This window comes from Pseudomonas sp. HTZ2, from assembly GCF_033173945.1.
Taxonomy (GTDB): Bacteria; Pseudomonadota; Gammaproteobacteria; order Pseudomonadales; family Pseudomonadaceae; genus Aquipseudomonas; species Aquipseudomonas guariconensis.
Genome location: NZ_CP137332.1, coordinates 646,186 through 658,375 on the forward strand (window position 1 = coordinate 646,186; position 12,190 = coordinate 658,375).

At 60.1% G+C, this 12,190-nt stretch carries 22 protein-coding genes; 21 read left to right on the forward strand and 1 reads right to left on the reverse strand.

Annotated elements, in window-relative coordinates:
* Window positions 1-319 precede the first annotated feature (319 nt).
* Complete coding sequence (locus R6G97_RS03095) at window positions 320-829, forward strand: acyloxyacyl hydrolase (protein ID WP_016489223.1); 510 nt, start codon at window positions 320-322, stop codon at window positions 827-829.
* 543 nt (window positions 830-1,372) lie between these two features.
* Here R6G97_RS03095 and R6G97_RS03100 read toward each other — a convergent pair.
* On the reverse strand, window positions 1,373-1,606 hold the full coding sequence (locus R6G97_RS03100) for a DUF6555 family protein (RefSeq protein WP_317847795.1): 234 nt from the start codon (window positions 1,604-1,606) through the stop codon (window positions 1,373-1,375).
* Window positions 1,607-1,892: 286 nt separating this feature from the next.
* Here R6G97_RS03100 and R6G97_RS03105 point away from each other — a divergent pair, with 286 nt between their 5' ends.
* The 20 genes from R6G97_RS03105 (at window position 1,893) to R6G97_RS03200 (ending at window position 12,131) form a co-directional block, all read left to right on the forward strand.
* Window positions 1,893-2,216 carry a phage holin, lambda family gene (locus R6G97_RS03105; RefSeq protein WP_164525050.1) on the forward strand — a complete coding sequence of 108 codons (324 nt, stop codon included), beginning with the start codon at window positions 1,893-1,895 and terminating at the stop codon, window positions 2,214-2,216.
* A 3-nt stretch (window positions 2,217-2,219) separates the two neighbouring features.
* Window positions 2,220-2,441 (forward strand): hypothetical protein, encoded by a 222-nt coding sequence (locus R6G97_RS03110; protein ID WP_164525049.1) that lies wholly within the window; start codon window positions 2,220-2,222, stop codon window positions 2,439-2,441.
* A 141-nt stretch (window positions 2,442-2,582) separates the two neighbouring features.
* Entirely contained in the window at window positions 2,583-3,074 is a 492-nt protein-coding gene (locus R6G97_RS03115; protein WP_289810898.1) for a hypothetical protein, read from the forward strand.
* Window positions 3,067-3,240: a hypothetical protein gene (locus R6G97_RS03120; protein WP_289717715.1), complete on the forward strand. Its 174-nt coding sequence runs from the start codon at window positions 3,067-3,069 to the stop codon at window positions 3,238-3,240. Before R6G97_RS03115 ends, R6G97_RS03120 begins: the two co-directional genes overlap by 8 nt.
* A 3-nt stretch (window positions 3,241-3,243) precedes the next feature.
* Window positions 3,244-3,558, forward strand: coding sequence for an HNH endonuclease (locus R6G97_RS03125; RefSeq protein WP_289717714.1), 315 nt, complete (start codon window positions 3,244-3,246; stop codon window positions 3,556-3,558).
* A 127-nt stretch (window positions 3,559-3,685) separates the two neighbouring features.
* Entirely contained in the window at window positions 3,686-4,111 is a 426-nt protein-coding gene (locus tag R6G97_RS03130; protein ID WP_164525045.1) for a hypothetical protein, read from the forward strand.
* On the forward strand, window positions 4,090-5,622 hold the full coding sequence (locus tag R6G97_RS03135) for a terminase TerL endonuclease subunit (RefSeq protein ID WP_164525044.1): 1,533 nt from the start codon (window positions 4,090-4,092) through the stop codon (window positions 5,620-5,622). Before R6G97_RS03130 ends, R6G97_RS03135 begins: the two co-directional genes overlap by 22 nt.
* On the forward strand, window positions 5,619-5,828 hold the full coding sequence (locus tag R6G97_RS03140) for a hypothetical protein (protein WP_046786662.1): 210 nt from the start codon (window positions 5,619-5,621) through the stop codon (window positions 5,826-5,828). Before R6G97_RS03135 ends, R6G97_RS03140 begins: the two co-directional genes overlap by 4 nt.
* On the forward strand, window positions 5,828-7,036 hold the full coding sequence (locus R6G97_RS03145; protein ID WP_317847796.1) for a phage portal protein: 1,209 nt from the start codon (window positions 5,828-5,830) through the stop codon (window positions 7,034-7,036). The genes R6G97_RS03140 and R6G97_RS03145 overlap by 1 nt, the downstream gene beginning before the upstream one ends.
* Window positions 7,014-7,667, forward strand: a complete 654-nt coding sequence (locus tag R6G97_RS03150) for an HK97 family phage prohead protease (RefSeq protein WP_317847797.1) — start codon at window positions 7,014-7,016, stop codon at window positions 7,665-7,667. The genes R6G97_RS03145 and R6G97_RS03150 overlap by 23 nt, the downstream gene beginning before the upstream one ends.
* A 10-nt stretch (window positions 7,668-7,677) precedes the next feature.
* Window positions 7,678-8,880: a phage major capsid protein gene (locus R6G97_RS03155; RefSeq protein WP_289717710.1), complete on the forward strand. Its 1,203-nt coding sequence runs from the start codon at window positions 7,678-7,680 to the stop codon at window positions 8,878-8,880.
* 40 nt (window positions 8,881-8,920) lie between these two features.
* The gene (locus tag R6G97_RS03160; RefSeq protein WP_317847798.1) at window positions 8,921-9,202 is read left to right on the forward strand and encodes a HeH/LEM domain-containing protein; all 282 of its coding nucleotides are present in this window, start codon (window positions 8,921-8,923) and stop codon (window positions 9,200-9,202) included.
* Window positions 9,195-9,512: a head-tail connector protein gene (locus R6G97_RS03165; protein ID WP_164525040.1), complete on the forward strand. Its 318-nt coding sequence runs from the start codon at window positions 9,195-9,197 to the stop codon at window positions 9,510-9,512. The genes R6G97_RS03160 and R6G97_RS03165 overlap by 8 nt, the downstream gene beginning before the upstream one ends.
* A gap of 11 nt (window positions 9,513-9,523) precedes the next feature.
* Complete coding sequence (locus tag R6G97_RS03170; RefSeq protein WP_317847799.1) at window positions 9,524-9,841, forward strand: head-tail adaptor protein; 318 nt, start codon at window positions 9,524-9,526, stop codon at window positions 9,839-9,841.
* Between the two features lie 10 nt (window positions 9,842-9,851).
* Complete coding sequence (locus tag R6G97_RS03175; RefSeq protein ID WP_317847800.1) at window positions 9,852-10,040, forward strand: DUF7302 family protein; 189 nt, start codon at window positions 9,852-9,854, stop codon at window positions 10,038-10,040.
* A 2-nt stretch (window positions 10,041-10,042) separates the two neighbouring features.
* Window positions 10,043-10,543: an HK97-gp10 family putative phage morphogenesis protein gene (locus R6G97_RS03180; RefSeq protein WP_046786670.1), complete on the forward strand. Its 501-nt coding sequence runs from the start codon at window positions 10,043-10,045 to the stop codon at window positions 10,541-10,543.
* A complete protein-coding gene (locus R6G97_RS03185) occupies window positions 10,536-10,928 on the forward strand; it encodes a DUF3168 domain-containing protein (protein ID WP_317847801.1) in 393 nt (130 codons plus the stop codon). The genes R6G97_RS03180 and R6G97_RS03185 overlap by 8 nt, the downstream gene beginning before the upstream one ends.
* 59 nt (window positions 10,929-10,987) lie before the next feature.
* Window positions 10,988-11,458 (forward strand): phage tail tube protein, encoded by a 471-nt coding sequence (locus R6G97_RS03190; RefSeq protein WP_317847802.1) that lies wholly within the window; start codon window positions 10,988-10,990, stop codon window positions 11,456-11,458.
* Window positions 11,459-11,532: 74 nt separating this feature from the next.
* Window positions 11,533-11,880 carry a hypothetical protein gene (locus R6G97_RS03195; protein WP_289717706.1) on the forward strand — a complete coding sequence of 116 codons (348 nt, stop codon included), beginning with the start codon at window positions 11,533-11,535 and terminating at the stop codon, window positions 11,878-11,880.
* 92 nt (window positions 11,881-11,972) lie between these two features.
* Window positions 11,973-12,131: a hypothetical protein gene (locus R6G97_RS03200; RefSeq protein WP_317847803.1), complete on the forward strand. Its 159-nt coding sequence runs from the start codon at window positions 11,973-11,975 to the stop codon at window positions 12,129-12,131.
* The last annotated feature ends 59 nt before the right edge of the window (window positions 12,132-12,190 follow it).

A 12,190-nucleotide genomic window follows, 5' to 3' on the forward strand; every position in this document is an offset into this window, starting at 1 on the left:
ATCCCTGCGCGTAAACGGGATTGAGGCACAAAGCCCTGGCCATTACAGCCGGGGCTTTTGCGTTATGGGCTTCTGGATTCGAGAGCCTGCGTAAAAGGTTCTTTCATGCCGGATAAACACCTGTTTTTATGGCACGGTGTCCGGCATGCAACGCAACGCGACACGGACAAGCCCCAGACATCGTGTCGGGGTTTTGTGTTTTTGAGGGGCTTCGATTCAGGTAGCCTTCCAAAAAAAGCATTTTTCTTGTATGAGGGAACGATTTGATAGCGCTATGATTCTGATAGGTTGCTACTCAATAATATGGAAGACCGTGAGTATGAAAAACGTTCTCGCCGTTGTGGCGCTTTCCCTTTTCGCTGCGTCCGCCGGGGCGGCTGAGTTATCCGGGGCGCTTGGCGCGACAGGCCAAGGTGGTCTTACAGCGCGCGTCGGCATTGGCTTTAACTGGGACAAAAGCTGGTTTGAATCCAGTACTGGCCGTCTCACCGGTTATTGGGATGCTGGGTATACCTATTGGGAAGCAGGAGATGCTTCCGGTGGCGCTCACTCGCTGTCCTTTGCGCCAGTTTTCGTTTACGAGTTCGGCAGCGGTAACGTGAAGCCATTCGTTGAGGCTGGCATCGGCCTGGCGGTCTTCTCTGGTACGTCCGCAGGTGACCAGGACTTTGGTTCGGCCTTCAACTTCGAAGACCGCATCGGTGCGGGCTTGAAGATCGGCGAGACGCAGAAGGTTGGCATCCGAGCGATTCACTACTCCAACGCTGGCATTAAGCAGCCCAACGACGGTATCGAGTCGTACTCGCTGTTCTACAGCCACCAGATTTAAAAAAGCACGATCCCTCTTTGCCCGCTCTGTGCGGGCTTTTTTATGCGGATGACACGCTCAGGCAGCTGGGCTAAGTCGGTAGTGGCGTCGATCAAAGCCGTGCGCTCCCTGATCGGCTACGCGATGAGAGTCTGGGGTACGTGACCCAGCGATCCAGACCAACAAGCCGGGTAAGAACCGGCCCTCCGCACCCATTCCAAGCCTTGGTATCTGCCGGGGCTTTTTCGTTTCTGGAGCATCACCTATGGCCGAGCCAAGTACCGGCGCCCTTGCAGTGACCGGCGTACTTGCCAGCGTTGGCTTGGGTATCCCGATATAGCTATTTATCCCCCTCAATGCGTACATCCGAGATGCCCAAATCGGCGACCGCACTGCGCAATTCATTGTGTGATAAGCGGCACGGTGGACGCACCTCGGAAAGGGCGTCAGTGGAGGCATGCAGGCGGAGGAGAGCGGTGAGTACATTGTCTTCGCTCGGCCTAGTAGACCAATCGCAGATCCAAAACCTGGTATGTCCTCTGAGGTTGTAGTCAATGCGGTACTTCATAGGGTGGCTGACCTCCGCCATTGGACGTCGGTTATGCCGAAGCGCTCAGCATCAGGTCGAGAGACCTTCCTGGTATCCGAAGCAGTGAATTTAGGAATGACTCCTACGCCAGCTTCGCAGGCCGCCCAGTGCCAAGCCTCAGCGTTATTCATTCGCTCGGCGCGGACGATGAATTCGCGAGCCTCCCCGTGGAGCTTGTAAGCGATTACAAAAATGTCACTGATCGGCATTTATTAGTTCCCTCTAGTGAGGCCAGATCGGGCAACATTCCTTTTAGCCTCTAGGGGATTCCTAGGCAAGCATCCGACCGGTTTTACGTCGGTGCACGAATTTTCATTTACGGAGCAAGCAATGGCCCGACCGACCTCGGCCCAGGCGCAGCCACCTCGCTGGGCATAAGGCTCCTCTACTGTTCTCGCTGGGTGGTTGGTCGCCCCAGCCTTCCGCACCCACTCCTGGGCTCGCCACAACGGCGGGCCTTTTCTATTTCCGCTCCCCGAAACGGGAGGAATCGAGATGCCGAACATGCCCGAGAAGGATCCTGGCCTGTGGGCCGCAGTGCTCGCCTGGCTGGTGGCTCATCAGCCACAGCTGTACACGGGTGGTACAGCCGCGGCCGTGGCTATGTGCCGGGTCATCTACGGTGGCGGTGGTCGCCGCAAGGTCATCCTCGAAGGAATCCTTTGCGGGCTGATTGGCACCAGCCTGATGCCGGTGCTGGAGTACTTCTCGCTCCCTACCAACCTGGCGGTCTTCGCGGGCTGCATGGTTGGCTTCATCGGAGTTGAGAAGTTGCGTGACTACTCCGACCGGTTCATGAGCAAGAAGGTCGAGGGCTGATCGATGATCGAGCACATCCATACCCCTCACGACAGGCGAGGCTGGCGTCGCGTCTACGTCAACGGCAATGAGATCGGCAACGTGATACGGGCTGATACGAGGCGCGGCCTGGTGGTCTTTGTCCCGGAACCAGTCCGCTCAAGGCGCTCGGGGTTCGATGAGATCTACACCCGAACGCTGCGCGGCCATGTCGTGGTTGTGCCCATAGGCGACGACGAAGCCTGATCCTCGCGCCACAAATTCGAGGTGCGCCGTTTTGTGGCGCACACGGAGACACCCATGCCCATACACACCAGCGCTGGCGCGAGGATCGTCCTCAAGTCGGCTGATCCATTTCCGCCAACTCACCCAAATTCGGAGAGCGCAATGAGCCAAGCCAATAAGCTGCTGGTAATAACCAGCGAGGGTTACACCAGTAGCTCTGAGCACGACAAGTTCACCGCTCGTGCGGAGGTAATTGCCGCCAAGGTGGGCGCCGAACTGCTGGTGTTGGGTCCAGGCCAGGCTGCGTTCATGCTCGATGGTCTGACCGCTCCAGGTGAGGAGGCAGCCAGTGAGATCACTGGTGGGCTGCGCCACTGCTCGGAATCCCGAGAGGCGTACTGGGGTCATGCATTGCGTGGCCATGTCGAGCCACTGAAGGCTGTTGAGAGCATGGCGCTTGGCGTCAGCCTTGACCCGTTGGAGTCGGCAATCCGCGAAACGGTAAGCCTGCTGAATGACCAGGCGGTGTTCCTTGCGGAAAGCAACCTCACTGAGGTCCAGCGCGCTGGCCTGAAGTTTCTGGGCGAGAAGCTCAATAGCCACCTGAATCACCTGTTGGGCGCACAGCTCAAGCGAGTAACTGCTCATGAGTGACAAGGCCGATTACTACCAGCTCAAGGGCATGGTCAGCGAGATGCCGAAGGAAGAACAGGAAGCGGTGGCCAAGGCCGAGGCTGAAGTTCTCGCACTCGCTGCCAGTTCGCCGGCTGCTCTGATCGGCGCGACGATGGCGATGATCAAGCTCAGTCTTGAGGTTTGAAGGATGGCCAGCAACTCACCCTGGCATCACCTCTACAACACCAAGCGGTGGTATCGGCTGCGCTGGAAGCAACTCCAAGCTGAACCGCTCTGCAGGCTGTGCGCTGCGTTGGGCAAGGTTGTTGCTGCCACGGTCGTTGACCACATCAAGGCGCACAAGGGCGATGAGGCGATCTTCTATGACGCCTCTGGGCTTCAGTCACTCTGCAAGCACTGCCACGACTCGATCAAGCAGCGGCAGGAGAAGTCTGGCCACCTGGTTGGACACGATCTGTCCGGCCTTCCACTCGACCCGAACCATCACTGGAATGTCGATTGAAGCACGTCGCTGCCCCGTTCTGGGCGCGCCGGCACCCCAGGGGGGGGTAAAAAGTAGGGATTCTCATCTAGCAAGACCGCCTCCGACCCTCTCCTTTCATTAATTCGTAGTTTTTTTAGGAAAAATAATGGCAGTTCGAGGCAAAAAATCGGTTGCCTCCATGGCTGTCGCGTCGCCGGTTGGCGTCGACAATCGGTTGGCACCACCGTTTCACCTGACCCCGGCACAGAAGGCCGAGTGGGTCCAGATCGTCAACGCCCGGCCGGCAGACTGGTTCGGTCCAGAGCACGCCGCGATGCTGGTGCAGTACTGCCGGCACAAGGTGCAGTCAGACCTCATTGCCCAGCAGGTCGAAGAGTTCGAACCCGAATGGCTTCTCGAAGATGAAGGCCTGAAGCGCTTCGACAAGCTCGGCGCAATGCTTGAGCGCGAGACCCGCGCAATGAATGCGCTGCTGCGTTCGATGCGCCTCACCCAGCAAAGCTTGGTCCGAGCGGACAAGGCAGTAGCTACACAGAAGGGACGTAAGCCATGGCAGTCAAACGACGACTGAGTCGGGGCGAGCGGAACATCAAGTGGATCGAAGACTTCTGCTGCATCCCTGAAGGGCGCCTTGTGGGTCAGCGGGTGAAGCTGACCAAGCACCAGAAGAAATGGATCAAGCGAATCTACGACACGCCAACCAGGACCTTCATCCTGTCCATGGCGCGAAAGAATGCCAAAACGGCGCTGTCGGCTTTCATCCTGCTGCTTCACATTTGCGGCCCAGAAGCTCGGCCCAACTCCCAGCTCTATAGCGCAGCGCAGTCGCGGGACCAGGCGGCGATCCTTTTTGAATTGGCGGCCAAGGTCGTCAGGATGAGCCCAGACCTTTCCGAGTACGTGAATATCCGGGACACAGCCAAGGAGCTGCTGTGCGGTGAGCTGGGTACCTTCTACAAGGCGCTCAGCGCGGACGCTGCCACCAAGTTCGGTCTCAGCCCTGCCCTGGTCATTCATGACGAGCTGGGGCAGGTGGTCGGGCCTCGGTCGCAGCTGTACGAAGCGCTGGAGACCGCCAGTGCTGCACAAGAGCAACCGCTGTCGATCATCATCAGTACGCAGGCCCCGACAGACGCTGACCTACTCAGCTTGCTGATCGATGACGCACTGACTGGCGCCGACCCGCGAAACAAGGTTGAGCTGTGCACTGCCTCAATGGATCTTGACCCCTTCAGTGAGGAGGCGATCCGCCAGGCAAACCCGCACTTTGATGACTTCATGAACAAGGATGAGGTGTTTCGCCAGGCCTCAGATGCCAAGCGGCTGCCTAGTCGAGAGCCGGCCTACCGAAACCTGATCCTCAACCAGCGGGTTGAAGCGCGCAGCCCGTTCATCCCCCGGGCCATCTGGCAGGAGAACGGTGCAGAACCGGATTGCCTGGAGGGTCAGGCGGTCTATGGCGGCCTCGATCTGTCCAGCGTGAGCGACCTGACGGCGCTGGTCCTGGTGGGCGAGCAAGGCGACGTTGATTCGACGTTCTGGCTACCTGAGGAAGGCCTGGTCGAGAAGTCGCGTAACGACCGCGTACCTTATGACCAGTGGGCCAGGGATGGTTACTTGCAGACGACTCCGGGCCGAGCGATCGAATACGAGTTTGTCGCCGAGTACCTGCGCGGAGTGTTCGATCGCTATGACGTCCAGTGCCTCAACTTCGACCGATACAACATGAGATTCCTCAAGCCATGGCTGGAGCGCGTTGGTTTCAGCGAGGAAGAGCTGGGGCGGTTCAAGGAGTTCGGCCAGGGCTTCGTGAGCATGTCGCCAGCACTGCGTGAGCTTGAGTCGCGTTTGCTTGCGAAGAAGCTCAAGCACGGTATGCATCCAGTTCTGGCGATGTGTGCGGCCAACGCCGTTGCCGTCAGTGATCCAGCTGGCGGGCGCAAGTTCACCAAGGCCAAGGCCAGCGGTCGGATCGATGGAATGGTTGCTCTGGCTATGGCTGTAGCAGCTAGCACTGATACGCCAGAGGTTGTCAGCAGCCTTTCGGACCACATAACCAAACACGGAATCAGAACCCTATGACTCCTGAACAACAGACGCCTCGTGAAGATGAGGTGTCGGCCCTCGCTCGCCTGCGCGAAAGCCTGCCGGATGTGGTCGGCATGGTCGGCTTTGGCCTGCTCGCGCGCGGTCTATGGGTTGGCTTTGGTGAGGCCGTAGCGCTTTCGGTGTGCGGGGTGATCCTCATGTCACTGTCGGCCTATGCCGTAATCCGAGGAGGGAGCTGATGTTTAAGGCCCTGCTTGGGAGAAAGAACAATCCGCTGGCCATCGACACGCCGGAGAAACTGGCCCAGGCGATGGGCTACGGCTACGAAACATCGTCAGGACAGCGCGTGACGACCTCCAGCGCTCTGCAGCAGTTGGTGGTCTTCAACTGCGTGCGCGTGCTGGCCGAGTCGATTGGCATGCTGCCGTGCCGTCTGATGAAACAGACGGACAAGGTACGCTTGCCGGCCACCGGCCACCGGCTTTTCCCGCTGCTGACCATGGCGCCGAACGGCTACATGACCTCCCAGGAATTCTGGGAAATGCTGGTCGCCTGCCTATGTCTGCGCGGCAACTTCTACGCCTACAAGGTCGAGGCCCTCGGCAATGTCGTCGAGCTGCTCCCACTCAATCCCGACATTGTCCAGCCGAAGCTAAACGACGACTGGACGGTTGAGTACAAGGTCGACTTCAAGAGCGGGCAGAAGACCCTAACGCAAAAAGAGATCTGGCACGTCCGCCTGTTCACGTTGGATGGTCTGAATGGTCTGAACCCGATCGCCTACGCCCGTCAGACTCTTGGCCTAGGCCAGGCGATGGACGCCCACGCCGGCAAGCTGTTCACCAACGGCGCGGTAACCAGCGGCGTGCTGCGCACCGAGCAAACCCTGACCGACGAGGCGTTCGCCAGGCTGAAGGAAGAGTTCCAAGGCGAGCACATGGGGGCGGCGAACGCCTACAAGCCCATGATTCTGGAGATGGGTCTGGACTGGAAGCCGATCAGCTTGAACGCCCAGGACGCCCAGTTCATCGAGTCCAAGCGCATGACCGAGGCGCAGATTTGCGGCCTCTTCCGCGTGCCGCCGCACCTGGTGGCGAACATGGAAAAGATGACGCTCAACAACGTTGAGCAGATGGGCATGAACTTCGTGAACTACTCACTGGTGCCGATCATGACCCGCATCGAGCACCGCATTCAGGTCGGGCTGCTCAACGAGAAGGACCGCCTTACTCACTACGCCAAGTTCAATGCCGGCGCCCTGATGCGCGGCGATCTGAAGGGGCGGTATGAGTCCTATGGCAAGGGTATCCAATGGGGGATCTTGAGCCCCAACGATTGCCGCGAGCTTGAGGACGAGAACCCTCGCGAGGGCGGTGACGTGTACCTCACCCCAATGAACATGACCACCAATCCGGAGTCGGCAAATGCAGACAAAACAGCGCCTTGACCTGCCGCTGACCATCAAGTCGGTCAGCGACAGTGGCGAGTTCGAAGGCTACGGCTCGGTGTTCGGGGTCGAGGACAGTTACGGCGACGTGGTTATCCGCGGTGCTTTCTCAGCCAGCCTGGCCAGATGGAAAGAAAAAGGGCGCCTGCCGGCCATGCTCTGGCAACACCAGATGAGCGAGCCGATCGGCGTGTACACCGAGATGCGCGAGGACGACGTTGGCCTGTACGTGAAAGGCCAGCTGCTAACGGAGGCTGATCCGCTGGCCAAGCGCGCCCATGCGCACATGAAGGCCGGGAGCCTCACCGGCATGTCAATCGGCTACATGCTCGATGACTACGAGTATGACAAGGAGAAAGGCATCTGGCTGCTGAAGGCGATCGACCTGTGGGAAGTCTCCCTGGTCACCTTCCCGGCCAACGATGAGGCCCGGATCACCGATGTGAAATCTCTGCTGGCCCGCGGCGAGACCCCGCCGCCCAGCAAAGTGGAGCGAGCCCTGCGAGAGGTAGGGTTTTCTGGCTCCCAGGCCAAGGCCTTCATGGCCAAGGGCTACGGCGCAGTTTCACCGCGAGAGGCGGGTGCCGAAGAAGCACTTCAATCCCTGAAATCCCTTTTGGACAAAATGTAAGGAGCCTCTCATGGCTGTGGAAAAGAAAGATATCGAAGATGTCGCTGAGGCCCTGGGCCGCAAGTTTGACGAGTTCAAGGTGGTCAACGACAAGCGAATCGACGGACTGGAGGCCGAAAAGGGCAAGCTCTCCGGCCAAGTGGACACGCTGAACGAGAAGCTGGGCGAGCTTGATGAACTCAAAACGTCGCTCGAGCAGGAACTGGCCGCGCTGAAACGTCCCGACGGCTCCGGCACCAAGGCTGCGAGCGAGCACAAGACCGCATTCATGCAGTTCGTTCGCAAGGGCATCGACACCGGCCTCGGCGACCTGCAGGCCAAGGCGCTGCAAATCGGCAGCGATGCCGACGGCGGCTACGCAGTGCCGGAAGAACTGGACCGCAGCATCATCGAGCTGCTGAAAGACACCTCGCCAATGCGCCAGGTGTGCAACCAGATCACCGTTGGCACGCCAGACTACAAGCGCCTGGTCAGCCTGGGTGGCGCCGGCTCCGGCTGGGTTGGCGAGACTGCTGCCCGTCCCGCGACCGGCACTCCGACCCTGGGCCAGATCGCCGCGTTCATGGGTGAGATTTACGCCAACCCGCAGGCAACCCAGACCAGTCTGGACGACATCTTCTTCAACGCTGAGGCCTGGCTGAATGGCGAGGTCGCGCGCGAGTTCTCGGAAAAAGAGGGCGCAGCCTTCACCAGCGGCGATGGCGTGAACAAGCCAAAAGGCTTCCTGGCCTACGATCTGGTCCTGGACGACGACAAGACCCGCGCCTTCGGCAAGCTGCAGAAGCTGATCTCGGGTACCGCCGGCGGCTTCAATGGCGACAAGATCATCGACTTGATCCATTCGCTGAAAGCAGGCTACCGAGCCAATGCCCGCTTCATGATGACCAACCTGACCGTCGCCTATGTCCGCAAGCTGAAGGACAGCCAGGGCAACTACCTGTGGCGTCCAGGGCTCGAGGCAGACAAGCCGTCCACCTTGCTGGGCTATGGCATCGTGGAGAACGAGGACATGCCTGATGTCGCCGCCGACGCCAACGCCATCTCCTTCGGCGACTTCCAGCGTGGCTACACCATCGTGGATCGCATCGGCACCCGCGTGCTTCGCGACCCCTACACCAACAAACCTTACGTTGGCTTCTACACCACCAAGCGCGTCGGCGGCATGCTCGTCGACTCCCAGGCGATCAAGGTTCTGACCCTGAGCGCTGCCTGATCGAGCGGGCGCCTTCGGGCGCCCTCTCTGCGGAGGATGTATGCCGAAGATTTCCGTTGAAACGTCGTTCAAGTTCGCTGAGGGCGGCAACGAGGTGATCGAGATCCAGGTTGGCGAGCAGGATGTTTCCGAACGCTGCGCTCTGGTAGCTGTAGAGCACCTGGGAGTGGCCACCTACCTTGACGGCTCGGGGGCGGTGGAAACCGACCCACTGAAAATGAACGTGCCGGAGCTGAAAGAGTGGCTGACGGCGAAGGGTATCGCCTTCGACGCCGCGGCGAAAAAGCCAGAGCTGCAAGCCCTGGTGCCGAAAAATGATTGACCTCGCCACGGTGAAAGCCCACTTGCGCGTTGATCACGACGAGGAGGACGCCCTGATTCAGGGCTACTCCGATGCGGCCATCAGTGCCTTCGAGTTGTGGACCAATCGCAAGCTGATCGCCGAAGGTGAACCGCTTCCTGATCCGGTAGGTAATGCCTTGGGCATTACGAAGGCGATTCGGCAAGGCGCCTTGCTGCTGATCGGGCATTGGTACGCCAGTCGGGAGACCGTCGCCATCGGAGTTACCGTGATCGAACTGCCCATGGCCACCAATGCCCTGTGGCTACCGCACCGCTGGGTGAATATATGAGAGCCGGCCCAATGCGTCATCGCCTCACTCTGCAGCGCGGGGTCGAGACCCGTGTCAGGGGCGGCGGGGCCGAAGTCGAGTGGCAGGACCTGGGCGAGGTCTGGGCGGAGATCGCCTTGCCCAGTGGGCGCCTTGCCCCCGTCGCCGAAGGTATCCAGAGCCTGGTAACTGCCGAGATCCGGATTCGTCCGCGCCCGGATGCTGTCGCTGGCTGCCGCCTGGTGGAGACCGTGCGCGGCGTCAGCACCACTTACCTGATTCACGCGGCCCTGTCGGACAACGCGAACAGCATGCTCCGCCTGCTCTGCTCCAACGTCATCAACCCCTGAGGACATCACCATGCGAGTGAAAGCTCTGGCCAGTATTTCTGGCCCAATGGGCCGCAAGGCCGTGGGCGACACATTTTCGGTACCGGACGATGAGGGTGCCGCCCTCATCGCCCAGGGCGTTGTCGAAGAGGTCGTCGAACCTACCCACGATGAAATCCCTGTGCCGGCAGCGAAGCCGCCCAAGTCGCGGAAGACCTGACCATGGCTCGTCGGTCGAGGTTGTCCGGTGACTTCAAGCTGCGCCGGACGCTGCGCAACATTCACCAGACGATGGACAACGAGGTGAAGGTCGCCATGCAAGATGGCGCAGACCGCATCCTGGAGAGCATGCGCGAGTTCGTTCCTAAGGACACAGGCGAAGGGGCTGCTGCACTGAGCGCCTTTGTGTCGAAGAGCGGCCTGGATGCGCAGATCGGCCTGCGTGGGAAGAAGGCCAACAGGAAGTATTACTACCTAAGGTTTATCGAGTACGGCACTAAGGGATACACCGAGGGCAAGCGCTCCGGAGGCCGCAATAAGCGGGTCACCAACAAGTCCGACGGCAAAAGCTTCTTCGGCAAGTATCCGGACATTCCGGCTCGGCCTGCGCATCCCTGGCTGCGGCCGGCGCTCGACGTGAATCGTGAATTCGTCCTGGCCAACATCCGCGCGGCTGTGGCCCGCACGCTCAGGAAGGCCAGCGAGGGGGCAAGCGATGGCTGATCCATCCGTTGCATTACAGATCGCCCTGGCTGATCGTCTGGAAGCCGGCCTGGCTTCACTGAACTGCCCGGTTTACGACGGTGCACCGCTCAACGCGCAGATGCCTTATGTGTCGATCGACAACGAGATCATCAACGCCGCCGACTTCCTGGCCAGCCGCATGGACGAGCGCTTGCTGTACCTGAGCGTCTGGAGCAACGCCAAGGGCCAGCTTGAGGTGAAACGCATCATGGCGGCCATTGACGAACTGCTGAACGAGCAGCCGCTGTCAATAAGCCCTGGGCGCGTCGTGTCTGTTCGCGTCCTGCGCAAGCAGTCAAAACGCGAACCGGACGGCGTGACCTACCAGGGTGCCGTGACCCTACGCATTTACACCCAGCACTGATTTTTCACTGAACCACTGCCGCGCTGCGGCTCAATCACCTGTCCTCGGGAGGACTGCTTATGTCTATCAATACCGGCGCCGGCACGCGAATCCACATCGCTCCGCGCCTCGCTGCTGACTTGCCAGCTGACCACGCCGCTGCCGTCACTCTGCTTTCTGGCCTGACCTATGTCGAGATCGGCGAGGTCGAGAGCATCGGCGACTACGGCGACACCATCAACGACGTGACCTTTGCTGGTCTGGCCCAGGGGCGCGCCAAGCACCTGAAAGGCCTGGCCGACGCCGGCACCTCCGAACTGGTGGTCGCCTTCGACGCAGGCGATGCCGGCCAGATCAAGCTGGTCGAGGCTTTCTTGGATCGCTCGCGTTTCGACTACCCGTTCAAGGTTGAGTATGTCGATGGCAACGTCGACTACTTCGCCGCCAAGGTGATGAGCAACAAGAAGTCCGGTATCACCGTCGAGGGCGTGCTCAAGCGCAACGTCACCCTCGGCATCAACTCCGAAATCTACGAGGTCATCACGCCGTAACGAGCGACGTGCAGCGACCTGGTGTGCGGTCTACCTGGCCGCACGCTTCTTCTCTTTCCCCAAGGAATCATTCCATGTCCAAGACCACCCACGGCATCACCACCATCACCGTCGGCCAGCAGACCTTCGAACTGAAGCCGACCCTCAAGGCCGTGCGCAACATCGAGGCCCGCTTTGGCGGCATTGGCCCGGCCATTGGCGAACTGAGCCACCTGAAGCCCAGCGCTATCGCTGCCGTGCTGCTGATCGGCTCCGGCCAGGACTTCAAGCCGAAGGACATCGAAGCACTGGAGGAGCAGGTCTTCGAGGCCGGCATCCGCGAGGTGAACCCGCAGGTCGTTACCTATTTGACCAATCTCCTCAACCCAGGCGGAAAATCGAAGGATGAGCTGGACGCCGAAGTTGCACCGGGAAACGAGTAAGCAGGCCAGGCAACGGCAGCTACGTCGATGAGCTGTACGAGCTGGCCACCGGCTGGCTCGGCTGGTCGCCTCGCGATGCCTGGGAGACACCGGTGATCGAAATCCTCATGGCCTGGGAGGCCAAGGTGAAGTTCCTGCGGGCGAGCAACCCATTCGGCAGCGGCGAGCCGGCCAAGCCGGACAAGACCGTTGCCGCCAAGGAACTCCGTATGGGCCTGCGTGTGGCTGCCATGAGCAGGGCCAAGGACTGATCCTTGCTCTTGGTTTGGTCGAGTCTTGAGGATGGTGTTAGATTGCAAAACTTTGCAAG